The organism is Mycolicibacterium lutetiense, from assembly GCF_017876775.1.
Classification (GTDB): domain Bacteria; phylum Actinomycetota; class Actinomycetes; order Mycobacteriales; family Mycobacteriaceae; genus Mycobacterium; species Mycobacterium lutetiense.
Window position 1 is genome coordinate 368,598 of sequence record NZ_JAGIOP010000001.1, and the last position, 24,626, is coordinate 393,223.

Consider the following 24,626-nt stretch of genomic DNA (forward strand, 5'->3'; position numbering starts at 1 on the left):
CAGCATAAGCCGACGCAGGCTCAGCACGGGGGACGTGGGAGTAGTGATAAATGCGACGAAGCGCGAGATCGCACGACCGATTGGTGCGATCGATGGGTTATGACTCGTTCAGCGGGCGATGTGGCGGGTGGTGACCTGCCGCCGGTTGCGCTGGCGACAGGCCACCGACAACGTCAGCGTCGTGCGTTGCAGTTCGGGGGGTTTCCGCAGTGGTGGCCACCGTCGCAGGCATTACAGCGACAGGTGCAGGATCCCTTGGTTGCCATGCGCATCGTCGTTCAACTCCTCACTGTTCGGGTACTGCCGGTGTGGCCGGCAGCAAACTCCCGAGTTTGGGCGGACATCAACATATAACGATTTCACAATAGTTCGGGCCACCGTGAAAATAAAGGATCCCCGCTATTGGCGCGAGCAGACGCAAAACTGCCCAAAACTAGGGGATTTAGGGCAGTTTTGCGTCTGCTCGCCGAGAGATTTAGCCCCGCAGCACGTCCTTGAGCGCATCGAGCACCGCGGGATCCTCGATGGTGGAGGGCACCGGTTCGTCGAGTCCGTCGGCGATACCGCGCATGGTTTTGCGCAGGATCTTGCCCGAGCGGGTCTTCGGCAACGCCGCCACCACGTCGACCTTCTTGAAAACCGCTACCGCACCGATGTTTTCCCGCACCCGCGTGACCAGCTCCTCGGCGATCCCGTCGCCCGTGGCGCCGGACTTGAGCACCACGAAGCCTCGCGGCACCTGACCCTTGAGTTCGTCGGCGACGCCGATCACCGCGCATTCGGCCACGGAGGGATGGTCGGCCAGTACGGCCTCGATCGACCCGGTGGACAGCCGGTGGCCGGCAACATTGATCACGTCGTCGGTGCGGCCCATCACGAACAGGTAGCCGTCGGAGTCCAGGTAGCCGCCGTCGCCGGTGAGGTAGTACCCGGTGAACGCCGACAGGTACGACGCCACGTAACGGTGGTCATCGCCCCACAGGGTGGGCAGCGTGCCCGGCGGCAGCGGCAGCTTGATGCAGATGGCGCCCTCCTCGCCGGGGTCGCACCGGGTGCCGTCCGATTGCAGGATCTGTACGTCGTAGCCGGGCATCGGCACGGTCGCCGAGCCCGGTTTGATCGGCAGCACCTCCAGTCCCATCGGATTGGCGGCGATGGGCCAGCCCGTTTCGGTCTGCCACCAGTTGTCGACGATCGGGATACCGAGCTTGTTCGCCGCCCATTGGTAGGTGTCGGGGTCGAGGCGCTCGCCGGCCTGGAACAGATACTTCAAGCCGGACAGGTCGTAGTTGCCGATCTGGGTGCCTTCGGGGTCTTCCTTCTTGATCGCGCGGATCGCGGTCGGGGCGGTGAACAGCGCCTTGACGCCGTACTCGGCGGCCACCCGCCAGAACGCGCCCGCATCGGGGGTACCGATCGGTTTGCCCTCGTAGAGAACGGTTGTCGCGCCCAGGAGCAGGGGTGCGTAGACGATGTAGGAGTGCCCGACGACCCAGCCGACGTCGGAGGCCGCCCAGAAAACGTCGCCGGGTGCCACGTCGTAAACGTGGCGCATGCTCCACAGCAGGGCCACCGCGTGCCCGCCGTTGTCACGGACGATGCCCTTGGGCTTACCGGTCGTGCCCGACGTGTACAGCACGTACAACGGGTCGGTCGCGGCCACCGGTACCGGATCGGCCGGTTGGGCGGCAGCCACCAGATGCTGCCAGTCGTGATCACGCCCGTCGACCAATTCGCAGGGGCTCTGCTCGCGCTGCAGGACGACGCAGGCCCGGGGCTTGTGCTCGGCGATGTCGAGCGCCGCATCCAGCATCGGCTTGTACTCGATGATGCGGGTCGGCTCGATGCCGCAGGATGCGCTCACCACGACCACGGGGCGGGCGTCGTCGATGCGGGTGGCCAACTCGTGCGCGGCGAACCCACCGAACACCACCGAGTGCACCGCGCCGAGCCGGGCGCAGGCCAGCATCGCGATGACGGCTTCGGGGATCATCGGCATGTAGATCACGACGAGATCGCCCTTGTTCACCCCGAGCCCACGCAGGGCCCCGGCGAACTGGGCGGTGGCGTCGCGCAACTCGCGGTAGGTGTAAGTGGCCTTGGTTCCGGTGACGGGGGAGTCGTAGATCAGTGCGGCCTGATCGCCGCGTTCGGCGACGTGGCGGTCCAGGGCGTTGGTGCAGGTGTTGAGCTCGGCGTCGGGGAACCAGCGGTAGAACGGCGGCCTGGAGTCGTCCAGAATCTGGTCCGGCGCGCGCGTCCAATCGACCGCCTTGGCGGCGTCGGCCCAGAAGGTGTCCGGGTCGTCGAGACTGGCTTCAAAAAGGGCACGGTAAAGGCCGGGGTCGGACATACCGGCACCGTATCGTGTCCGGCTGGTCGAAATCGGCGATTGTCGCTGGTCGGTTGCCTGTCCTCGACGGGTGGTCGCTTGCGCGCGGTCATCGGTCCGTCACCTTCCCGGCGAGCAGACACAAACCTGCCCGTTTTCGCGGGAGAAGGGACAGTTTTGTGTCTCAGTGTCAGTCTGGCAATTGCCGCGTTGCGGTGGTTGGGTCTGGATCATCTGGTGTCTGGCTCATTTTGTGTCTGCCGCCCCTTTGGTGGGTTGGCGTTGAGCAGTAGTGCCGGCATCAGATGTGAAGGACCGGACGGCGTGACTTGATAGGAGCGTGGCATCGCCCCCGACTGAGAAGTGTCCGCCGACCGGCCCAACCTCAACACACCCTCTTCATGACTGAAGGAGGCAACCATCATGGTTGTTGTTGGAGCCGATGTACACAAGTCCACCCACACCTTTGTCGCGGTCGATGAGGTCGGGTGCAAGCTCGGCGAGAAGACCGTCAAGGCCACCACTGATGGGCATCGCAAGGCCATCATGTGGGCCCGCGAGCAGTTCGGTGTCGAGTTGATCTGGGGCATCGAGGACTGCCGCAACATGTCGGCACGGCTGGAGCGTGACCTGCTCGGTGCGGGGCAGAAGGTGGTGCGGGTACCCACCAAACTGATGGCCGCCACCCGCAAGTCCGCGCGCGCTCGAGGCAAGTCCGATCCGATCGATGCGCTTGCGGTGTCGCGGGCAGTGCTGCGCGAACCTGATCTGCCGGTCGCTTCGCACGACGAAGTGTCGCGGGAGTTCAAGTTGTTGACTGATCGTCGTGATGTTCTTGTGGGACAACGGACCTCGGCGATCAACCGGGTGTTGTGGCATGTTCATGACCTCGATCCCGAGTGGGCCGCCGCGTTGGGCTCACTGACTGCTCTCAAGCATCAGAAGGCCCTGATGGTGTGGCTGGCCGAGCGGCCCGGTGTGGTCGCTGAAATCGCCCGCGCTGAGGTGGGCGACATCATCCGGCTCACCAGTGAGATCAACACCTTGACCAACCGCTTGGCGGCCAGCATCGGCCAGGTCGCACCGACGCTGCTGGCGATTCCTGGCTGCGCGGAGCTCTCGGCGGCCAAGATCGTCGGCGAGGTCGCCGGCATCGGCCGGTTCACAAGTGAGGCAGCGTTTGCCTGCCATACCGGGGTTGCGCCCATCCCGGCGTGGTCTGGGGCCAGTGCCGGGCAGATGCGGTTAAGCCGGGCCGGCAACCGTCAACTCAACGCCGCCATCCACCGCATCGCCCTGACCCAGATTCGGATGACCGGCAGCCTCGGGCAGATCTACTTCCAAAAACTGATCGAGACCGGGAAAACCAAACGCGCGGCGCTGCGCTGCGTCAAACGCCGAATCGCTCGCCGCGTCTACCAAGCCCTACGCCGCGACGCCCACGACCACCAAAACCCAGTCAAGCCGCCACAATCAGTGGCGGCTTGACATAGGAGCTATTGCTCGCCGGGAAAAGTCACTCCTGGAAGCGGTAGCCCATCCCTGCTTCGGTCAGCAGGTGCACCGGATGTGACGGATCGTCCTCGAGCTTGCGGCGCAGTTGCGCCAGGTACACCCGCAGGTAATGGGTTTCCTTGGCGTAGGCGGGCCCCCACACCTCACGCAACAGTTCTTCACGGCCCACCAGCTTGCCGCGATTGCGCACCAGCATCTCCAGCATGCCCCACTCGGTGGGCGTCAGGTGGACCTCGTGATTGTTCTTGGTCACCTTCTTGGCGGCGAGGTCGACGGTGAACGAGGAGGTTTCGATGACGGGCTCATCCGTCTCGGAAGCTGCCGCGCCACGGCGCACGGCCGCGCGCAGCCGGGCCAGGAACTCGTCCATGCCAAAGGGTTTGGTGACGTAGTCGTCGGCGCCGGCATCGAGCGCCTCGACCTTGTCCGACGAGTCGGTGCGGGCCGAGAGCACGATCACCGGTGCCGAAAGCCAGCCGCGAAGCCCGGCCAGCACCTCGATGCCCGACATGTCCGGCAGGCCGAGATCGAGCACGATCACGTCGGGTCGGTGATCGGCGGCGGCGCGAAGTCCCTGCCCGCCGTTGGTGGCGGTGTCGACCTCGTAGCCGCGTACCGAAAGGTTGATCCGCAGCGCGCGCAGGATCTGCGGTTCGTCGTCGATCACCAGGACACGGGTCTTGGCGGAGTTGGTGGGTGTCATGCCGGTTCGTCCTTTGGCGGTGCAGCAAGGTCGATTTCGACGGTGAGCCCACCGCCGGGGGTGTCGGTCGCCAAGATGGTGCCGCCCATGGCTTCGACGAATCCGCGGGCGACGGACAGGCCCAGCCCGACGCCGATGGTGGTGTTGTGATCGCCGAGTCGCTGGAACGGTGCGAAGAGTTGTTCCCCGGCCCCGCGCGGCATTCCGGGCCCCTCGTCGATCACCGCGATCAGTACCCGGTCGGCGACCTGTCCGGCGCTGACCCGGATGGGGCCGTCGGGTGCGTACCGCAGGGCGTTGTCGATCAGGTTGGCCAGCACCCGCTCGAGCAGTCCGGCGTCGGCCATGGCGACCGCATCGCCGACCTCGACCTTCACCCGGTCCAGGCCTTCGCGGGTGAATCCGGTGGCACCCTTGCTGATTCCCAACAGGGCGCGCTGCGTCGTCTCCTCCAGATACACCCGGCGCAGCTCGGGGCGAACCACGCCGGCCGACAGCCGCGACGAGTCCAGCAGGTTGCCGACGAGCGCGGTGAGCGCGTCGACGGATTCCTCGATGGTGGCCAGCAGTTCGGCGGTGTCCTCGGCGGAGAAGTCGATGTCCTCGCTGCGCAGGCTCGACGCCGCCGCCTTGGCCGCGGCCAGCGGGGTGCGCAGGTCATGGCTGACCGCCGAGAGCAGTGCCCGGCGCAATTCGTCCGCCTGGGCGATGGCCGCGGCCCGGCCGGCTTCCTCGGTGAGCTCGCGTTGCTTGACCAGTCCGGCGGCCTGTTTGGCGACGGCGCTGAGTACGCGGCGGTCGCGGGCGGCCAGTTTGCGTCCGGCCATCAGCAGCCAGAATTCGTCGTCCCCGACTTCGATGGCGGTGTCGGCGGAGTCCACCTCGGCGCAGGGCTTCGAGCCGACGCACGCCACGATCTCGGTGGTCCCGTCGTGTTCGCGCAGCAGGCTCACCGCGCGTTGGGAGTACGTCTCCCGCAACCGTTCCAGCAGGGTGGTCAGGTCTGCGCCGCGCAGCACCGACCCGGCGAACAGCGTCAGTAGCTCGGCCTCCTGCGAGGCTTTCCTGGCTTCGCGCGCCCGGCTGGCGGCGCCGTCGACGAGTGCCGCGACCGCTACCGCGACCAGCAGCAGCACCACAACGGTGACCGCGCTGTCGGGTTCGGAGATGGTGAACGTGTGCCGCGGCGTCACCAGGAAGTAGTTCAACAGCAGTCCGGACAGCAGAGCCGACAGCGCGGCGGGCGCCACCCCGCCGAGCAGCGCGACGACCAGCACACCGATGAAGAACAGGGCGCTTTCGCCGCTGACCCCGAGGACCGGATCCAGCACCCCGACGATCAATAGGCAGATCGCGGACGGAACTAACAGGGCCGCAAGCCAGGACGCGATGTGGCGCTGACGGGGGGTGGCGGTCGACCAGCCGAACCCGCGGCGGGCCTGGTCATGGGTGACCATGTGCACGTCGATCTTGCCGGAGTGCTGCACCACAGCGGGTCCGATGCCCTCTTCGAAAATCCGCGCCCACCGGGACCGCCGCGACGTCCCGAGGACCAACTGGGTGGCATTGCGTTCGCGGGCGAAATCCAGCAGTGCCGCGGGTACGTCATCTCCGACGACGGTGTGCACGGTGGCCCCCAGGCTGGCGGCCAGCTCCCGCACCTTACCCATCTGGGGTGCCGAGAGGCCTGAAAGTCCATCTCCGCGTACGACGTGTACCACCATCAGTTCGGCGCTGGATTTCGAGGCGATGCGGGATGCCCTGCGCACCAGGGTTTCCGACTCTGCGCCGCCGGTAACGGCGACCACCACGCGCTCGCGGGCCTCCCAGGTGTCGGTGATCTTGTTGTCCGCCCGGTACTTGGCCAGCGCGGCGTCGACCTGGTCGGCCAGCCACAGTAGCGCCAGTTCCCGTAGCGCGGTGAGGTTTCCGCGCCGGAAGTAGTTCGACAGTGCTGCATCGATACGCTCAGGTGCGTACACATTGCCGTGGGACAGCCTGCGGCGCAGCGCCTCCGGAGTGATGTCGACCAGCTCGATCTGGTCGGCCGCCCGAACGATCTCGTCGGGAACCTTCTCCTGCTGCTCGATTCCGGTGATCTGGGTGACCACGTCGTTGAGGCTGTCCAGATGCTGGACGTTGACCGTGGAGATCACCGTGATCCCGGCAGCGAGCAGTTCTTCGACGTCCTGCCAGCGCTTGGGGTTCTTGCTACCCGGGGTGTTGGTGTGGGCGAGCTCGTCGACCAACACCACCTGAGGGTTGCGCGCCAGAACCGCGGCCACGTCGAGTTCGGGGAAGCGGCCTCCCCGGTACTCGACGTAGCGCGGCGGGATGGTCTCGATACCGTCGATCAGATCGGCGGTTTTCTTGCGCCCGTGCGTTTCGACCACCGCGGCAACCACGTCGGTGCCGCGTTCGAGCCTGCGGTGCGCCTCGCCGAGCATCGCGAAGGTCTTGCCCACGCCGGGAGCTGCGCCCAGATATATGCGCAGCTCACCGCGTTTGGTGGGGCTGGACGACGCCGTGTTCACAAGACCATCATCCTCGTGCCTACAGCGCGTCGAGGGCGATGTTGAGTTCCAGCACGTTGACCCGCGGTTCGCCGAAGAAGCCCAGGGTGCGTCCGTCTGTGTGCTGGCCCACCACGGTGCGTACCAGATCGGGGTTGAGACCGCGGGCCGTGGCCACCCGGTTCACCTGAAGATCCGCGTAGGCCACCGAGATGTTCGGGTCCAGGCCGCTGCCGCTGGCGGTGACGGCATCTGCGGGTACCTCGGGCTCGGCGGGTGCGCTGCCGCGGATCGGCACGATCAGGCCGAGGCTGTAGTCCTCGCCGGCCTTGGCGCATTCCACCCGCACGCCCTCGTAGGTGTTGAGGAACGTGGTTTTCGTTGTATCGCAGGGCTCGTTGACGCTGACCACCTTCGTCGGTTGAATGACGTTCCCGCGTAAGTCGCGGGGTCCGATCACCGACAACACCGCTCCGACACCGCCTCCGGTGCAGAACGGTCGGGCACCGTCGACTCCGTCGAGCGTGCCGACCGCTGCGCTGCGTGCGCACACCAGGGTGAGCAGGCTCGGCTTGTCGGGTTGGTCGATAACGCTTTCCGGGCCGAGGTTGCTTGCGCCCGAGGCCATCGGGTCGTAGCCGGTACCGGCGTTGGACGGGCGACTCTGGAAGTAGCGGGGCAGTGGATTGCCGTCCGCGTCGGTGAACGACTGACCGATCAGGCTGCTGCCGACCGGTTCTCCGTTCGCCTCGATCAGCGATCCCTCGGCATTGGCGCGCAGGCCGGGGATCTGGGCCACCAGCCAGATGAAGACCGGGTAGCCGATGCCAAGGATCACGGTGAGTACCAACAGCGCCCGCAGGGCTGCTGCGTGCTGACGAACCAGGTTGGAGAAATTCATGTCACATTCCCGGGAAGAGTTGGACGACGAGATCGATCAGCTTGATGCCGATGAAGGGTGCGATGATGCCGCCGAGGCCGTAGACGTACAGGTTGCGGCTCAACAGCTTGGATGCGCTGCTGGGCGTGTACCGGACACCCTTGAGCGCCAATGGGATCAGCGCCACGATGATGATCGCGTTGAAGATCACCGCGGACAGGATCGCCGATTGCGGGCTGTGCAGCCGCATGATGTTCAGCAGGTCCAGGCCGGGGAACAGGGCCACGAACAACGCCGGGATGATCGCGAAGTACTTCGCGATGTCGTTGGCGATCGAGAACGTGGTCAGTGCGCCCCGGGTGATCAGTAGCTGCTTGCCGATCTCGACGATCTCGATCAGCTTGGTGGGATCGGAGTCGAGATCGACCATGTTGCCGGCCTCTTTGGCCGCCGAGGTCCCGCTGTTCATCGCGACGCCGACGTCGGCCTGGGCCAGGGCGGGGGCGTCGTTGGTGCCGTCGCCGGTCATCGCGACGAGCTTGCCGCCGGCCTGCTCCTTCTTGATCAGTGCCATCTTGTCCTCGGGCGTGGCCTCGGCGAGGAAGTCGTCCACACCGGCCTCGTCGGCAATGGCCTTGGCCGTCAGCGGATTGTCTCCGGTGATCATCACCGTGCGGATGCCCATGCGGCGCATCTCGTCGAAGCGTTCCCGCATGCCCTGTTTGACGACGTCCTTGAGGTGGATCACACCGAGCACGTCGGCCTTGCCGTTGATGACGCGCCCGACCACCAGCGGCGTACCGCCGGCCGCCGAGATTCCGTCCACGATGTCACCGAGTTCGGTGGGCACCCGGCCACCTTCGGAACGCACCCACTCGGCGACCGCGCCCGCCGCGCCCTTGCGCAGCCGGTGACCGTCGGACAGGTCGACGCCCGACATCCGGGTGTTGGCACTGAACTCGACCCAGTGCGCCTGGTCGAGTTCGCCGGGTGTGCGGCCGCGAAGGCCGTACTCCTGCTTGGCGAACACCACGATGGAGCGGCCCTCGGGGGTCTCGTCGGCCAGGCTGGACAGCTGGGCCGCATCGGCGAGTTGTTCCGGCGTGACAGTCGACAGTGGTACAAAGGCGGCGGCCTGCCGGTTGCCGAGCGTGATGGTGCCGGTCTTGTCGAGCAGCAGGGTGTTGACGTCACCGGCTGCCTCGACCGCACGGCCGGACATGGCCAGCACGTTGCGCTGCACCAGCCGGTCCATGCCGGCGATGCCGATCGCCGAGAGCAGAGCGCCGATCGTCGTCGGGATCAGGCACACCAGCAGAGAGACCATGACGATGCCCGAGATGCCGTTCCCGTTGAGCGCCAGGGTGTCTGGGACGCCCGGGTTGTTGGCCTTGGAGAAGATGGCCAGCGGCTGCAGGGTGGCGACGGCGAAGACGAAGATGATCGTCAACGAGGCCAGCAGGATGTTGAGCGCGATCTCGTTCGGGGTCTTCTGGCGGTTAGCGCCCTCGACGAGGTTGATCATCCGGTCGATGAAACTTTCGCCGGGCTTCTGGGTGATCTGGACGACGATGCGGTCGGAAAGCACCGTGGTGCCGCCGGTGACGGCGCTGCGGTCGCCGCCCGACTCGCGGATGACGGGCGCAGATTCGCCGGTGATTGCCGATTCATCCACCGAGGCAATGCCTTCCACGACATCGCCGTCGCCGGGGATGACCTGGCCGGCTTCGACCACCACGAGGTCGCCCTGTTGCAGCAGCGGTGCCGCGACTTCTTCTTCACGGCCGGGGGTGCCCGGGGACCAGCCGGTCAGGCGGCGGGCCATGGTCGACGTCTTCGTCTTGCGCAGGCTCTCGGCCTGGGCCTTGCCGCGCCCCTCGGCGACCGCCTCGGCCAGGTTGGCGAAGATCACCGTCAGCCACAGCCAGATGACGATCAACCCGGCGAACCAGGACGGGTTGAGGACCGCCAGGACGGTGCTCCAGACAGCACCGATCTCGACGATGAACATGACGGGGTTACGCCACAGCGTGCGCGGGTCGAGCTTGCGCAGCGCATCGGGCGCCGAGCGCCACAGCATCTTCGGGTCCAGCAGGCCGCCGCTGATCCGTGAGCCTTTTGTCACGCTGGAGTGGCTGCCGCCGGCGGCAGCCACTCTGGCGTGACGCTCGGCGACGGGGGAGGAGTGAACGCTTGACATCAGTGGATTCCTTCAGCGAGGGGCCCGAGCGCGAGCACGGGCAAGAAGGTGAGGGCGACCAGGATCAGGGTGACGCCGGCGACCATGCCGACGAACTGGGGTCGATGAGTGGGCAGTGTGCCGACCGAATCAGGTGTCTTGCCCTGGCGGGCAAGCGATCCGGCCAGCGCCAGCACGAAGATGATCGGCAGGAACCGGCCGAACACCATCGCAAGGCCGAGTGCGGTGTTGTACCACTCGGTGTTGACGCTGATGCCGGCGAAGGCAGAACCGTTGTTGTTGGCGGCCGAGGTGAAGGCGTACAGCACTTCCGACAGGCCGTGCGGCCCGGTGTTGAGCATGCCGGCCCGTTGGCCGGGCATGGCCATGGCCACCGCGGTGCCGGTCAGCACGAGCAACGGTGTGATCAGGAAATACGTTGCGGCGAGCTTGATCTCCCGCGGGGTGATCTTCTTGCCCAGGTACTCCGGCGTGCGGCCGACCATCAGGCCGGCGATGAACACCGTGAGGATCGCCAGCACCAACATGCCGTACAGCCCGGAGCCGACGCCGCCGGGCGCCACCTCACCGAGCTGCATGTTGAACATCGTGACCATGCCGCCGAGGCTGGTATACGAGTCGTGGAACGAGTCCACTGCACCTGTCGACGTCAGCGTCGTCGCGTCCGCGAACACCGCGGAGTTGGCGACACCGAATCTTTGCTCGACGCCTTCGGTGGCTGCTCCGACCGCAGTCGGGACGGTGCCGTGCGCCTGCAGTTGGAACAGCATCATCAGGCTCACGCTGATGGCCGCGATCACACCCATCACCGCGACAATCGCGAGGCCCTGCTTCTTGGCGTTGACCATGCGTCCGAACGTCCGCGGCAGCGAGAACGGGATCATCAGGATCAGGAAGATCTCCACCCAGTTGGTCCAGGTGGTGGGGTTCTCGAACGGGTGCGCCGAGTTGGCGTTGAAGAAGCCGCCACCGTTGGTGCCCAGCAGCTTGATGACTTCCTGGCTGGCCACCGGCCCGCCCGGGATGGTCTGCGTCCCACCGACGAGAGTGTTGACCACCTCGCTGTGCAGCGCGAAGTTCTGGATGGCGCCGCCGCCGACCAGGATCAGTGCACCGATGATCGAAATCGGCAGCAGGATACGAAGACTGCCGCGCACCATGTCCACCCAGAAATTGCCCAGGTCGCCGGTGTTGCGCCGGACCAGGCCGCGCACGAATGCCATCGCCACGGCCATGCCGACCGCGGCGGAGACGAAGTTCTGCACCGCCAGGCCGGCCATCTGCACCAGGTGGCCCTGAGTGGATTCACCCGAGTAGGCCTGCCAGTTCGTGTTCGTCACGAAGCTGACGGCGGTGTTCCAGGCCAGCGCCGGTGTTATCGGCGTGCCCGGATCGTTGAGGTGCAGCGGCAGCCGGCCCTGCACCAGCTGCAACGCAAATAGGAACAGGATGCTGATCGCGGAGAAAGCCAGCACGCTGCGGGCATAGGCGCCCCAGGTCTGCTCGGTTTTCGGATCGGCGCCGATCAGACGGTAGATGACGCGCTCGGCGCGCGAGTGCTTCTCCGCTGTGTAGACGCGGTACATGTAGTCGCCGAGCGGCACGTGGACCGCCGCCACCGCGGCGATGAGGACGGCGAGGAAGACGATCCCCGCGGTGGTAGTCGTCACTAGAACCTCTCCGGAAACAGCAGCGCCGCGAAGAGGAACAGCGCGATGAGGATCGCCAGGCCCAGGCCGACGACGTTTTCGTAGCTCACAGTCCCTCGACCAACTTCTGCACCAGGCCCAGCAGCGCAAAGATCGCCACTGTCAGCACGATGAACACCACTACGGACACGGGTTCTCCCACACGTATACGGGCGCCGTATCTCGGCGACCTGCTCAAGAATCCGCCCGCCCGCAGCGTCCGGCCACGATCTTTATGTCTTCTTTACGGCGAATCGCCAGTCCTTTACGGGATTTATCGGGCCGCGGCACCGCGCACCTGCCGAGGGTCGGTGAGATGCCGTCAAGATGACGTCAATGTGCACCGCTGCGGGCGTAGGAATTGCGTAATCGACGGGCAATTCTCGGTTGATCTGTCCCTAATCTGCATGGGAAATGTCACCGCGCAGGAGGAGCAGGAGTCATCGACGATCCATCGCAGTGGGGGCCGGCTTCCTGGATGCAACTGTTTGTCATCGCCGCGCTGGTCGTATTGCTGCACGTCCCGCTCGGTAACTACATGGCCCGTGTGTACAGCGCCGACGGCAGCTGGGCGGTTGAGCGGGCCATCTACCGAATTGTCGGGGTGCAGCCCGGCGAGCAGCAACGTTGGACCAAATACCTCAGCGCGGTATTGGCCTTCTCGGCGGTCGGTGCGCTTTTCCTTTATGGGGTGTTGCTATTGCAGACGTATTTGCCGCAACCATGGGGACATAAAGGCATGACGCCGGCATTAGCGTTCAATACCGCAATTTCATTTACGACCAATACCAGCTGGCAGAACTACCCGGGTGAGGCGACGCTGGGGCACGTCGGGCTGGTGGCCGGGCTCGGTGTGCAGGCCTTCGCGAGTCTGGCCGTCGGCATGTGCGTTGCGGTCGCATTGATCCGCGGGCTGGCACGGTATCAGAACCAGGAGATCGGCAATTTCTGGGTGGATCTGGTGCGTACCGTGGTGCGGATCCTGTTGCCGCTTTCGGTGATCGTGACGTTGATCCTGCTGGCGCTCGGAGTGGTCAACAATGTCCATGGCGTCCAGGAGGTTTCGACGATCGCCGGGGGGCACCAGAGGCTGCTCGGCGGTCCGGTGGCCACGTGGGAGTCGATCAAGCTGATGTCCGGCGACGGTGGCGGGGCATTCAACGTCAACAGTGCGCATCCGTTCGAGAACCCGACGCCGTTGACCAATGCGGTGGAGATCGTGGCGATGCTGCTGATCCCCGTCGCGTTCCTGCGGATGTTCGGTGTGATGGTCGGCGACTGCAGGCAGGGTTGGGCGTTGTTCGCTGTTGTGGCAACGTTGTTCGTGGTTGCGACGGTGGCGCTTGCCGTGGCGACCTCGGTCCCGCACGGCACGGTTGTGCACGCCGTGGGCGGGCCGGTGGAGGGCACCGAAATCCGGTTCGGCGTACCCGGCAGCGCGGTGTTCGGTCAGGCCGCCACCGCGACGGGAGACGGTGCGGCGAATGCGTCCTACGACAGCTTCGCCAGCCTCGGGGGCGCGGTACTGATGCTGAACATGATGCTCGGCGAGGTGGCGCCGGGCGGTGCCGGCAGCGGCCTGTACGGGCTGGTGATGATGGTCCTGTTGGCGGTGTTTCTCGGCGGGCTGATGGTGGGGACGACGCCCGAGTATCTCAAGCAGCGTCTGCATGCCAGACATATGAAGCTGGTCAGTCTGTACATCCTCGCCCTGCCCGCCGCGATCCTGGTCGGTACCGCGATCGCGATGGCGATGCCCGGACAGGGAGCGGCGATGCTCAACTCCGGGCCGCACGGACTCTCGGAGGTGCTGTACGCCTTCACCAGTTCGGCGGCCAACAATGGCAGCGGCTTCGCCGGATTCAGCGGCAACACCACCTGGTACAACGTCGCGCTGGCGATCGCCATGGTGATCGGACGGTTCGTGCCGATCATCGCGGTTCTCGGCGTCGCGGGCACCTTCGCCGCGCAGCAGCCCGGTGTGATCACCGCGGGCACGCTGCGGACCCACACCCCGACCTTCATCGTGCTGACCCTGGCCACCACTCTGCTGCTCGTCGGTCTGGAGTATCTACCCGCGTTGGTGGTCGGCCCGGTGGCCGATGCGCTGCAGTGACCGAGGCGACATCAAGGAAGGCTGTGAAATATCAATGTTGCGTGAATGTTTCGTCCGATCCCGTCAAGAGACCGCAAGGGTTCGGGCCAGGCCCCGGCAGTGCCGAAAGACTCGAACCAGGCGCACGCGGCATCCGGCTGCGGCCCAATGGAAAGAGGTTTCGGTGACCATGTCGACAGGCTTGCGGTCCTCATTTTTGGCGGCGCCACAGCGATCGCCCGAGTGGGATGCCATGCGCCGCTGTGCCACGTACAGCCGCTCCCTCGATCCCGTCGAACTCGCACTGCCTACCTGGGCGCTCCGCGACAACAATGTGGCCAAATGGGCACGTGATCATGGGTCGATCGTCGCTGTCACCAGCGGTCGAGATCTCGCGGTGGCGATCGGGACGGGCATCCATCCGATGCGTCTGGTGGTGCACGCCGGTGGGTTCACCGGTGACGAGTTGGTGTTCTGCAGTGCCAATCTCGGGGTGGGCCGGCTGGTGGCCAACAGCGTCGACGAGGTCCGCCTACTGGCCTCCTGCGCGGTCCGGCACCGTCGGCAACGGGTGATCCTGGGGGTGTCGGGTACCGACGCGGTGGCCGCTGTCCTGGACGGGCCTCGGCTCGATCTGGTCGGCTTGTACCGCGAAATCGATTCCGGGAAAGACTATTTCACCGGACATCCGGCGGCAGTCGCTGACGCGATCACGGTGATGGCCGACATTCGCCGGGCGCACGGCGCGGTGCTCACACGGGTACTGGTCGGCGGCGGGTTCGATGTGGACACCGGCCCCGAGGATCTCTCGGAGTTCGCCGAGGCCATCGAGATGGCCGCTGACGACGCCTGCGCGACGCTGCAGTTCCCGAGGCCTGTGGTTGTGGTGTCACCTGGGCTGGCAATGACTGGTCGATCCCTGTACAGCGGGCCTGTATCGGACATAAATTGAGCCGTGGGCCCAAAACGGCCTCAGAGCCGGCACCACGTCCAGTCAGCGCCGCAAGGGCCGCTGCGGATCCTCGTTGTCGGCGCTGGGGTGGGTGGTATCTCCATCGCCCGGGGTTTGTTGCGGGACGGACATGACGTCACGGTGTTCGAGCAGCGCCCCGAGGTGCGGGCGGGTGGCGGCGCCGTCACCATCTGGTCGAACGGTGAATCTGTGTTGCGGCAGCTCGGTGTCGAGATGGACGGTGCCGGCCAGGAGCTGGCCACCGTTCGGGTGGTGACCTCGACCGGACGCCCCATGTCGACCCTGGACGTGGCCGCGATCGTCAACCGGATGGGTGCGCCGGTCCGGATGGTTCCGCGTCGGGTTCTGCTCGGACGTCTGCTGGAAGGTTTTCCGGCGGAACGGATTCGGTGTCGAGCGCAGGTGGTCGGCGTCGCCGGCAACGGCAGTGGGATGCGGGTCGATTTCGCCGACGGCAGCTGTGCGGATGGAGATCTGGTGATCGGTGCGGACGGCCTACACTCCAGGCTCCGCGAGATCGTCGGTGCGCCGCCGGCAGTGCCGACCGGCTGGTGCAGCTGGCAAGGGCTGGCCGCGCTTCCGGACGGGGCCGATCGGCACGTCGCCTTCGTCATCGTCGGCGAGCACGGGAACCTCGGTCTCTGGCCGGCCGGAGACACGGAGGTGCAGTGGTGGTTCGATCTGCCGTGGTCGTCGGACTTCGTCAGGCCAGAACGCCCGATCGAGGTGATCCGCGCCAATTTCACCGGATGGTCCGACCTGGTTGATCGGGTACTCGCGACATTGACCGACGATGATCTGGCGCATTCGCCCTATCCGCATTTTCGCCATCCGATCCCCGGGCCGGGGCGTGGTGCGGTGACGTTGGTCGGCGATGCGGCCCACACGATGCCGCCCACACTGGCGCAGGGAACGAACCAGGCGCTGCTCGACACGATGGTGTTGTGCAAGGCGATTTCGGATTTCCGCCGCCGCGCCACCGGCGATCTCTCCGGTGCCCTGCGGTGGTACGAGAACACCCGCCGTCGTCGGGTCACAGCGGTGTCCCGGGTGGCCTCGCTGCAGGTGTCGCACGGTGAGGCGGTGCTGCGGCCGGCGGCGATGGTCCCGGACCGGCTCATGACCTGGGTGTTGGCGACCTTCCTGCGGGTGGTGAGCCACCGCCGGATGGCCGCGGGAATCAGCCGGGAGCTCGCCGCGACGACCACCGCCGGCAGTGGTGACCATGCCCGCTGAGGCCGTACGGGTGCGGGGCGCGATCGACGCGCCGTCGAGACGGCTGTGGCTGGTCAAATGGTGTGTGCTGGCCGTGCCGCACTATCCGATCCTGATCGGCCTCTACCTGGTGTATCCGCTGGTGGTGCTTGCCGCGGGGATCGCGATTCTGTTCACCGGCCGGTATCCACGGCCCCTGTTCGATTTCAATGTCGGGGTGCTGCGCTGGTCGTGGCGCGTGATGAACTACCGGTTCCCGATGAACACCACCGACACGTACCCGCCCTTCACCCTCAAGCCCGATCCTGACTATCCGGGCGATCTGGAGGTCGCCTATCCCGAACAGCTCTCCCGTGGGGCGGTTCTGGTGAAGTGGTGGCTGCTGGCGTTTCCGCAGATCATCATGTGCTGGGCGATGGAGGCGCTGCTGCAAGTACTGTGCGTCATCTCCGCGGTGCGGTTGTTGGCCCGGGGGACCGTCTCACCGAGCATGTTCGACCTCCTCATGGGAATCGTGCGATGGCGCTACCGGGTCGCCGCGTACGTCTCACTGATGACCGACGAGTATCCGCCGTTTCGACTGGATCTGGGGGCCTCGGAGTGAGGCACCGTAACCCGTTGTTCCCGTACGTGTATCGGCTCGGCATGCCGGCATTCGACAGGCTGTTCTACCGCCGCTACCGGCGGTCGGCGATGAGCCATGTGACGGGCCGGTTGTTGATGGTCGGGGTCGGGCCGGGAACCGATCTGCTATTCGTACCGAACGCGGTGACGTCGGTCGCGGCGGTGGAACCCGATCCCGCGATGCGACGGATGGCGTGCGCGCTGGCCCGGCGCCACGGTATCGAGGTCGATGTCGTCGACGGGGCCGGAGAATCGATCCCGTTCCCGGACAGCAGTTTCGACTCGGTCCATGTGGGTCTGGTGTTGTGTTCGGTCGACGATGTGCCCGCCACCCTCGGTGAGATCCGGCGCGTCCTGACGCCCGATGGCCGGCTGGTCGTTCTCGAACACGTCCGCGGCGAAGGCTTGATGGGTCGCTTCCAGGACCTGATCGCGAGGCCGTGGGCGTGGTTGTCGTCGGGATGCGAACCGAACCGCCGCACCGTCGACGCCATCGCCGCAGCCGGGTTCGACACCAGTGGGCTGCGCAGTACCCGACGGACATTGGTGCCGCCGCCCTGCACGCCACATCTGCAGGGCGTCGCGACTATTCGACGCTGACGGCCTCGATGATGTTGAGCCGCGCGGCCCGTCGCGCCGGCGGCAGCGAGCCCAGCAGGCTGATCGCCAGCGCGCCGAGTGTGAACACCAGTGCCATGGGACTCGGATGGAACGTGACGTTGAAGTTCATGATGTCCCCGCTGACGAGGCTGAACAGCCACTGATCGACCAGGCCGATCAGCAGGCCCAGGATGCCGCCGACGATGCCGATGGCCGCCGCCTCGGCCAGCACCATGGCCAGTGTGTAGCGGCGGCTGGAACCCATCGCCCGCAGGACCCCGATCTCGCGGCGCCGCTCCAGTACCGACAGGGTCAACGTGTTGAGGAGCGCGACCGCGGCGACGAACACGACGATGATCCACACGGCGTTGGCGATCAGCATGCTCTGGTGCAGTGGGGCTTCGAGACCGGCCAGCGCGGTGCGGCCGTCGTAGGTGTGGTTCGGTGCGGGCACGACGTGACGGATGTTGGCCAGCAGCCGATCGGGATCTGTTCCCTTGACGGCGGTGACCTGAAGTGTCGTCGCTCCCGGCCGGTCGTACCAGATGCGCATCTGATCGAGACTCATTCCGACGGTGCCGATCACCGTCGAGAAGTAGGGCACCAGGGCCAGCACCTTCGCCTGCTGCGGGCCGCGCGGTGTCTGCAACGTCAGCTCGTCGCCGACGCGGACGTTGAGGGTCTTGCCCAGGTTCTGCGAGAGCACCACGCCACGGCCGGCCAGCACGTCGGCGCGGGTCTGGTCGTCGAGGGCGCGGAAGAGCGCATCGTGGCTGCCAGGGGCGAAGCCGTCGAGCATGACGCGGGTGCCGCCGACGACGGCGAAGCCCAGGGCCCCTTCGGTGACGTTGGAAACCCCGGGCACTTCGGTGACGTTCTGGGTAAGGCCTTGGGGCAGAAGATCAGTGGGGTACTGATCGGGTGAGTTGGCGCTCACCCACACGTCGACATCGGCGACGGGGGCGAACACGTCACGGGCCGAGCGGATCATGTCGTTGTTCGTCCCGGTGATCACCACGGTGGTGACGACGGCGATCAACACGGTCATCACGGTGGCCCACACCCGCCTCGGCGCACGCTCCACCGTCGCGGCCGCCAGCGCCCCGGCCGATCCGAACAGGCGTGCCACCGCGGCGGTGGCCGTGACGATGGGCCCGGCAAGGGCGAAACCGAGCGCGATCTGCGCGGTGAACAGGGCGGCGATCGCCAGGAATGCCAGGGATCCCGGTTGGTAGAACACGATCAGGATCGCCGCCGCCAGCACCGCCACGGCCGCGATGCCGGTGGTGATGCGCAGCCAGCGCGGAACGTTGTCGGCCGCCGACACCCCGACCGGGGCCAGCGCCTCGATCGGCGACACCTTGTACACCTGCCGGGCCGCCATCGCCGACGCCGCCACACTGGTCAGTGCCGTGGCGGCGATCGCGACCGGGATCGCGTAGCTGGGCAGCCAGTACTCGATGCGGGCTTCGAGGCCCTGCGTCACCGTCGGGGGCAGTCGTCCGATTGCCAGGCGGCCCAACGCGATTCCCAACAGTGATCCGATGGTGCCGCCGATCAGCCCGAGGATCGTGGCCTCGGCGAGCATGTCCCGGACGATGGTGGTGCGCCGGCCGCCGATGGCGCGCAGCATCGAGATGACCGGGCGGCGTTGGGCGATCGCCATCGTCATCGTCGTGTAGATCAGGAACGCGCCGACCACCAGGGCGACCGCCGCACCCATCAACGCCATGTAGTTCATCAGCTTGACGCCGTCGCCGGCGCGGGCCGCCCGCGAACTCGGGGCGGCGACCAGCGCCCGGCCGTTCACCGCCGCGGTCACCTGGTCTCGCACCGTGGCGAGGTCGGCATCCGGTGTGGTGGTGATCAGGATCGAGTCGAGCTGTCCCTGTCTCCCGGTGACGTTCTGCGCCAACGGGAGTGGGGCCAGCACATAGTGACCACCGTTGAGATCGGCGAGCTGCTTGCCCTCAAGGACTTCGCTGACGGTGACCGAGCCCGACCCGAGCTGGAACGTCTCGCCTTTGGAGTGCCCGACGCCGGGGCCGACGCGGACGCCCTCTTGTGCCGTCGGGGTCTGAACCTGAACGCCCACCGCGTCTTTGAGGGCACCTTCCAACGCGCGGCTGCGGTCGTCAGCGCCGAACAGCAGCACCGGTTCGGTCGCGGTGGGCGCCGTCATCCGGATCATCGGTGCCGCGGTTGCCACCCCGGGAACCTTGGCGACGTCGGCCGCCACCGACTCGGGGAATCCCGCGTCGGTGACGCCCGAGACCTCCAGCGCGGCGATGCCGGCGACGCCGTCCGCGAGGCGGTTGACCGATCCGGTGATCGACCCGAAGATGCCGAGGATCGCGACGAGATACATTGCCGACACGGCCATTACGGCGATCGAGGCGAGGGTACGCCGCCGGTGCACGATGAGCTCACGCAGGCTGAATACTCGGAGCCGACTTGCCGCGGCCGCGAGTTTCACCCCGGGACCACCGACATCTCGTCGGAGCCGAGCCGGCCGTCCTGCAGGGTGATCACCCGGTCGGTGGCCGCCGCGGCCTCGGCGTTGTGGGTCACCATCACCACCAGCCGACCGAGCCCTTCTTCGTGTGCGACCTCGCCGAGCAGGGTCAAGATCGCCGCACCCGTCGTCGAATCCAGGTTGCCGGTCGGTTCGTCGGCGAGGATCAGCGGCGGGTCCATCATCATGGCCCGGGCCACCGCGACGCGTTGCATCTGGCCACCAGACAGTTCGGACGGCCGGTGCTCGGTCCGATTGCTCAGGCCGACCCGGTCCAATAGTTCCACGGCCTGCGGTTTGACCTTGCCCAACCGGACCCCGTCGAGCAGCTTCGGAACGGCCACGTTCTCCCAGGCCGACAGGGTTGGCAGCAGGTTGAAGAACTGGAAGACGAAGCCCACCCGGTGGTGGCGGAACGCCGACTGTTGCTCGTCGCCGAGACGCCCGATCTCCTCGCCGTCAAACGTGATCGAGCCGGAATCGGGGGAGTCCAGCGCGCCCAGCAGATGCAGCAGCGTGCTCTTACCTGCACCGGACGGTCCGATGATCGATACGAACTGCCCGCCGTTCAGCTGGAGGCTGATCTCGTCGAGAGCGCGCACGATCTGACCGCCGACCTTGTACTCGCGCACCACGTCGCGCAGTTCGATGGCCAGTTCGGGCATCGCAGCCTCCCGGGAGTCGGGATATGCGCAGCCTACGCCGGGCGTCAGCCGCCCAAGGTGTTTGCGAGGCGTTGGCAGAAACTCGCAGGCGACCTCAGACTCGCGGCGCTAAGGAGGCGACCAACCGGGCTTTCTGGTCGGTGGCCGGGATGATGCGGGGATTGGTCAGTTGGTAGTGCCGGCCGCGATGCCTCACCTCGGCCGTTCCGGCGGCCCGGACATTGCGCACCCAATCGGAATGCTCGCCGTAGTTCAGCACCACCGAGACCGACTTGTTGTCGACGAACACCATGACCGGGGTCCGGTACGGCTTGCCCGACATGCGGCCGGTGTGCTCGATGACCGCCATGTACGGCAGCCACGGCGCCCAGAGCCGTTGCAGCGGATTGGTGACGTACTTGTTGATGTGGGCGATCACCCGCATCGCCCGTGGTCCAAGTGTTGCCGCGATCCGTTCGGCAACTACGGCAATCGAATTCGCGATACTGCTCGGCATATGCGGCCCCCGTCGCTGTCCCACCCCTGGGACTCATTCAACCAAGTGCACCCCCGGGTGCGCGAGTGTGCGGGGCCTTGAGGCCACCTCCGTTCAGCCGAACACCCGGCGCTCGAAGCGCCGGTGCCGCACCGCCATCAGCTTGATCAGCGCCAGTAGGACCGGGCTGACTTCGTCGGCCAGCGCGGCCCGCTCGTCATCGGTCATCACCGCCAGCGTGCGTGGCCCGTTGAAGGACAACCGTCCGCCTCGTTGAGCGGCCTTCTCGACCATGGCCCAGTTGGCAACCGAGACGTGCCGCCGGATCACCGGGAACAAAGCGCGCTCCTCGTCGGCGATGTGATCGCGCAGCATGGTGTGCAGCTCTTGGAGTGCGGCCTTCAGCGGGATCGCGGAAATGTCGTGGCCGCCGGACTGCCGAAACGAATTGGCCAAGGCAAGTATCCCGTCCAGACGAGGATCGAGCGCCGTGTGGTCTTCGGTCAACTCGGTCAGGTCCACGTCGTTCCCGGCGGAGGCTTTGATCACCGGCCACAACACCTGGTCCTCGAGCCTGTGATGGTGGTGGATGGAGTCGCACAACAGATCGACATACCGCGCCAGTGCCTGCGCGCGGTTGGGCGCGCACAGGATGCGGCCTTCGGCGATGTCCTCGGTCAACTCTGCGACCCGGCCGACATCGGTGATCATTGCGCGGTGGGCCAGGGTGATGCCCAGAAGATCGGGTGCGGGGTCGCCGTCGTGGCGTGGCGTGACCCGAATGGATGTTGTCGGCTGAGTGGGGCTTTCCATGCGTCTACCGTGACGGGTGGCACTTGCGGCGGACTTGGCTTCGGCTTGTTGAGGGGGACCCATTCGGTGGTCCAGTCGCTATGCGGCTTGGGGTTGGTGGGTCGTGGTCCACTGTAGGACGAACTCGGCTGGGGTGAGTCCGCGGTGGGCCGAATGCGGTCGGTTGGCGTTGTAGTCGATCCTCCAGTCTTCGATGATGACCCGGGCTTCGCGTAGGGAGTCGAAGCGCCAGGAGTTGAGCAGCTCGTCGCGCAGTCGACCGTTGAACGACTCGATCCAAGCGTTCTGCCAAGGCGATCCGGGATCGATGAACAGCGAGCCGGTGCCGTTGAACCGGCTCCAGTCGTTGACGGCGTGAGCGACGAACTCGGGCCCGTTGTCGAACCGCACGTAGGTCGGCGCCCCATGTATCAGGGCCAGGCGGTCGAGGACGTCCACGACGCCGTCAGCGTTGATGGAACGGTCGACCTCGATCGCCAGGGCCTCGCGGGTGAACTCGTCAATGATGTTGAGCATCTTCAATGTTCGGCCGTCGGCAGTAGTGTCGAACTGGAAGTCCATCGCCCAGATCACATTCGGCCGGATCGGGCACATCGCCCCGACCGCGGTCCCGATACCGGTCAGGCGTTTCTTCCTGCGCCGCTGAGGAACTCGTAGCCCCTCCTCACGCCACAGCCGCCGGACGCGCTTGTTGTTAACCTGCCAGCCCGCTTTTCGCGCTGCAATCGCCGCTCGTCGCCAGCCCCAGCGGGGCCGGTCGGTGGAGAATGTACGCAGCCAGGCCCGTAGCTCGGCCTCCTCGTCGGTGATCGGTGCTGGTTGCAGACGCATCGTGGACCGATGCAGGCCCACCACCGCACACGCCCGGCGCTCAGAGACCCCGAACCGCTGACGCAGCACCGCAACGGCACTGCGCTTGCGGTTCGGGGTCAGAAGTTTCCCGCCGAAATCTCCTTGAGCATGTCGATGTCGAGAGCCTGGTTGGCGACCAGCTTCTTGAGCCGAGCGTTCTCGGCCTCCAGCTCTTTTGAGGTTCCCCAGAAGTAGTGGACATCTGAGATAGCGGGACGGTGGTCCCCTTGGAAGGATGTTCGTATGTCTGGTCGTCGGCGTTCGTTTACCCCGGAGTACCGGGTGGAGGCCGCGCATCGGGTGATCGATTCGAATCGGCCGGTGGCTGAGGTTGCCCTGGAGCTGAATCTGCATGAGAACCTGCTGCATAAGTGGGTGAGCCAGGAGCGGCGACGGATGGCCGCCGCCGAAGGCGGCGGGGTTGCCGATCCTGGTGATGGGCAATCGCTTTCACCGGATGAACGTGCTGAGTTGGTACGGCTGCGGGTGAAGGTCACCGAGCAGGCAAAGGACATCGCGTTCCTGGAAAAAGCCTCGGCGTACTTTGCGGGCAAGCATCTAAAGTGAGCCGGTTTGAGCTCATGGCCGCAGAGTGCGCCTCCCACGACGTGACCCGCATGGCCCAGCTGCTGGGGGTGTCCACCTCGGGCTACTACAAGCATCGGTACCGGCTGTCGGCCAGTGAGCCGACGCCACGGGTCCAACGACGCCGGGATCTGGAAGTCAAGATCTTGACCCACCACAAGGACTCCGGCGGCACCTACGGCTCGCCGCGGATCACCGCTGATCTGCACGACGCCGGAGAACGGGTATCGGTCAACACCGTCGCAACGATCATGGCCGACCTGGGCATCGAGGGCATCAGCCCACGCACCTTCAAAACGACCACGGTCGTCGATCCTTGTGCGTCGTTCCCGCCTGATCTGGTCGGCCGCCGGTTTGACCAGGGTCGTATAGATGCGGTGTGGTCCTCCGACATCACCTACCTGAGCTGCGGGGAAGGCGACATGTACCTGTGCGCGATCCGCGATGAGCATTCGCGCCGCGTCTTGGGCTGGGCGGTCGATGACCACATGCGCACCGGGTTGGTGACCACCGCGGTGGATCGGGCGGTGTTCACCCGCGGCGGCCACGTCAAGGGCGTCATACTGCAATCGGACCGCGGCACCCAGTACACCTCCCACGATATGGCTGCCGCAGCCAGCGCCCACGGGCTGCGGCGCTCTATGGGTGCCACCGGCATCTGCTGGGATAACGCCGGCGCGGAGGCGCTGTGGTCGACGTTCAAACATGAGTACTACTACCGGCACACTTTCGCCACAATGGCTGAATTGATTGCAGCAGTTGACAATTGGATGCGATTCTACAATCATCAACGTCGGCATTCAGCGATCGGAATGCGCTCACCCATCACCTACGAGCGCAGCCTGAATGTCACCCTGGAAGCAAGCTAACCGCGTCCACTTTTCCTGGGGAACCCCATTTGAGGCGTTTGGCATCGTTGGCCTTCATACCGCCGTACTGGGCAACCCAGCGATGCCACGTCGACTCAGTGACCTCCAGATGCCGGCACACCTCGGCCAGTTCCTGGCCGGTCCCGAGCAGCTTGTTGCCCTCGGCAAGCTTGCGGATGATCTGATCCGGCGTATGCCGCCGGCGCTTGTTCGATGCCATGTCGTCGTCGATTCTTCCTGCCCAAACACTTGGGCAACAGAGTCCCACAACGACTGGACCACTACGAAGGGCTCACCTCATTGTGATGCGGGGCAATCTGGCTCAGGGCGTGGTCGGTGGCGACCTCGTGGCCAGGTACCGTGCTACCGATCGCCCCCATAGCCCAACTGGAACTGTTGGGCCGTCGGCGTTCATAGGAGTTCGTTAACGTATTGCGTTGCAATCACTCTCGTAGTTACCTGATACGCATAGATACATGTAAGTTCAGCACGATTCACGGTCGTTTTCACGGGG

At 65.9% G+C, this 24,626-nt stretch carries 19 protein-coding genes and 3 pseudogenes; 8 read left to right on the forward strand and 14 right to left on the reverse strand.

Annotated features, from left to right (window positions below):
- Positions 1-475: 475 nt before the first annotated feature.
- Entirely contained in the window at positions 476-2,353 is a 1,878-nt protein-coding gene (locus JOF57_RS01820; RefSeq protein WP_209913074.1) for a propionyl-CoA synthetase, read from the reverse strand.
- Between the two features lie 402 nt (positions 2,354-2,755).
- Between JOF57_RS01820 and JOF57_RS01825 the strand changes: the two are divergent.
- Positions 2,756-3,817 (forward strand): annotated as a pseudogene (locus JOF57_RS01825) (IS110 family RNA-guided transposase); the annotation flags it as partial.
- A gap of 31 nt (positions 3,818-3,848) precedes the next feature.
- Here the strand turns inward: JOF57_RS01825 and JOF57_RS01830 are convergent.
- From JOF57_RS01830 to JOF57_RS01860, 7 genes are all read right to left on the reverse strand, one after another.
- Positions 3,849-4,550 carry a response regulator gene (locus JOF57_RS01830; protein ID WP_209913078.1) on the reverse strand — a complete coding sequence of 234 codons (702 nt, stop codon included), beginning with the start codon at positions 4,548-4,550 and terminating at the stop codon, positions 3,849-3,851.
- Positions 4,547-7,084, reverse strand: coding sequence for a DUF4118 domain-containing protein (locus JOF57_RS01835; RefSeq protein WP_209913080.1), 2,538 nt, complete (start codon positions 7,082-7,084; stop codon positions 4,547-4,549). The genes JOF57_RS01830 and JOF57_RS01835 overlap by 4 nt, the downstream gene beginning before the upstream one ends.
- A gap of 19 nt (positions 7,085-7,103) precedes the next feature.
- Positions 7,104-7,964: a potassium-transporting ATPase subunit C gene (locus JOF57_RS01840; protein WP_209913083.1), complete on the reverse strand. Its 861-nt coding sequence runs from the start codon at positions 7,962-7,964 to the stop codon at positions 7,104-7,106.
- 1 nt (position 7,965) lies between these two features.
- On the reverse strand, positions 7,966-10,023 hold the full coding sequence (gene kdpB / locus JOF57_RS01845; protein ID WP_234937817.1) for a potassium-transporting ATPase subunit KdpB: 2,058 nt from the start codon (positions 10,021-10,023) through the stop codon (positions 7,966-7,968).
- A 119-nt stretch (positions 10,024-10,142) separates the two neighbouring features.
- Positions 10,143-11,813 (reverse strand): potassium-transporting ATPase subunit KdpA, encoded by a 1,671-nt coding sequence (gene kdpA, locus JOF57_RS01850; protein ID WP_209913085.1) that lies wholly within the window; start codon positions 11,811-11,813, stop codon positions 10,143-10,145.
- Entirely contained in the window at positions 11,813-11,902 is a 90-nt protein-coding gene (locus JOF57_RS01855) for a potassium-transporting ATPase subunit F (RefSeq protein WP_019347277.1), read from the reverse strand. The genes kdpA (JOF57_RS01850) and JOF57_RS01855 overlap by 1 nt, the downstream gene beginning before the upstream one ends.
- The gene (locus JOF57_RS01860; protein WP_234937680.1) at positions 11,899-11,994 is read right to left on the reverse strand and encodes a potassium-transporting ATPase; all 96 of its coding nucleotides are present in this window, start codon (positions 11,992-11,994) and stop codon (positions 11,899-11,901) included. Before JOF57_RS01860 ends, JOF57_RS01855 begins: the two co-directional genes overlap by 4 nt.
- A 315-nt stretch (positions 11,995-12,309) precedes the next feature.
- Here JOF57_RS01860 and kdpA (JOF57_RS01865) point away from each other — a divergent pair, with 315 nt between their 5' ends.
- From kdpA (JOF57_RS01865) to JOF57_RS01885, 5 genes are all read left to right on the forward strand, one after another.
- On the forward strand, positions 12,310-13,947 hold the full coding sequence (gene kdpA / locus JOF57_RS01865) for a potassium-transporting ATPase subunit KdpA (RefSeq protein ID WP_209913087.1): 1,638 nt from the start codon (positions 12,310-12,312) through the stop codon (positions 13,945-13,947).
- Positions 13,948-14,116: 169 nt separating this feature from the next.
- Positions 14,117-14,878, forward strand: coding sequence for a type III PLP-dependent enzyme domain-containing protein (locus tag JOF57_RS01870; protein WP_234937818.1), 762 nt, complete (start codon positions 14,117-14,119; stop codon positions 14,876-14,878).
- Positions 14,879-14,944: 66 nt separating this feature from the next.
- Complete coding sequence (locus JOF57_RS01875) at positions 14,945-16,135, forward strand: FAD-dependent oxidoreductase (RefSeq protein ID WP_209915710.1); 1,191 nt, start codon at positions 14,945-14,947, stop codon at positions 16,133-16,135.
- Between the two features lie 10 nt (positions 16,136-16,145).
- A complete protein-coding gene (locus JOF57_RS01880; RefSeq protein ID WP_209915712.1) occupies positions 16,146-16,718 on the forward strand; it encodes a DUF4389 domain-containing protein in 573 nt (190 codons plus the stop codon).
- Positions 16,715-17,338, forward strand: coding sequence for a class I SAM-dependent methyltransferase (locus tag JOF57_RS01885; protein ID WP_209913092.1), 624 nt, complete (start codon positions 16,715-16,717; stop codon positions 17,336-17,338). Before JOF57_RS01880 ends, JOF57_RS01885 begins: the two co-directional genes overlap by 4 nt.
- Here the strand turns inward: JOF57_RS01885 and JOF57_RS01890 are convergent.
- From JOF57_RS01890 to JOF57_RS01910, 5 genes and pseudogenes are all read right to left on the reverse strand, one after another.
- The gene (locus tag JOF57_RS01890) at positions 17,325-19,721 is read right to left on the reverse strand and encodes an FtsX-like permease family protein (RefSeq protein ID WP_234937821.1); all 2,397 of its coding nucleotides are present in this window, start codon (positions 19,719-19,721) and stop codon (positions 17,325-17,327) included. The two genes, JOF57_RS01885 and JOF57_RS01890, sit on opposite strands and share 14 nt — an antisense overlap.
- Before the next feature lie 89 nt (positions 19,722-19,810).
- Complete coding sequence (locus JOF57_RS01895) at positions 19,811-20,518, reverse strand: ABC transporter ATP-binding protein (RefSeq protein ID WP_407666528.1); 708 nt, start codon at positions 20,516-20,518, stop codon at positions 19,811-19,813.
- Between the two features lie 94 nt (positions 20,519-20,612).
- Complete coding sequence (locus tag JOF57_RS01900; RefSeq protein WP_209913096.1) at positions 20,613-21,014, reverse strand: nitroreductase family deazaflavin-dependent oxidoreductase; 402 nt, start codon at positions 21,012-21,014, stop codon at positions 20,613-20,615.
- A 93-nt stretch (positions 21,015-21,107) separates the two neighbouring features.
- Positions 21,108-21,806 (reverse strand): hemerythrin domain-containing protein, encoded by a 699-nt coding sequence (locus tag JOF57_RS01905; protein WP_209913098.1) that lies wholly within the window; start codon positions 21,804-21,806, stop codon positions 21,108-21,110.
- A 78-nt stretch (positions 21,807-21,884) separates the two neighbouring features.
- Positions 21,885-22,834: pseudogene (locus JOF57_RS01910) on the reverse strand (IS3 family transposase); the annotation flags it as partial.
- 67 nt (positions 22,835-22,901) lie between these two features.
- On the opposite strand from JOF57_RS01910, the gene JOF57_RS01915 reads away from it, so the two are divergent.
- Positions 22,902-23,225, forward strand: a complete 324-nt coding sequence (locus JOF57_RS01915) for a transposase (RefSeq protein ID WP_209915717.1) — start codon at positions 22,902-22,904, stop codon at positions 23,223-23,225.
- Positions 23,222-24,112 carry an IS3 family transposase gene (locus JOF57_RS01920; RefSeq protein ID WP_209913100.1) on the forward strand — a complete coding sequence of 297 codons (891 nt, stop codon included), beginning with the start codon at positions 23,222-23,224 and terminating at the stop codon, positions 24,110-24,112. The genes JOF57_RS01915 and JOF57_RS01920 overlap by 4 nt, the downstream gene beginning before the upstream one ends.
- A gap of 28 nt (positions 24,113-24,140) precedes the next feature.
- Here JOF57_RS01920 and JOF57_RS01925 read toward each other — a convergent pair.
- Positions 24,141-24,332, reverse strand: a pseudogene (locus JOF57_RS01925) (transposase); the annotation flags it as partial.
- Positions 24,333-24,626: the final 294 nt, after the last annotated feature.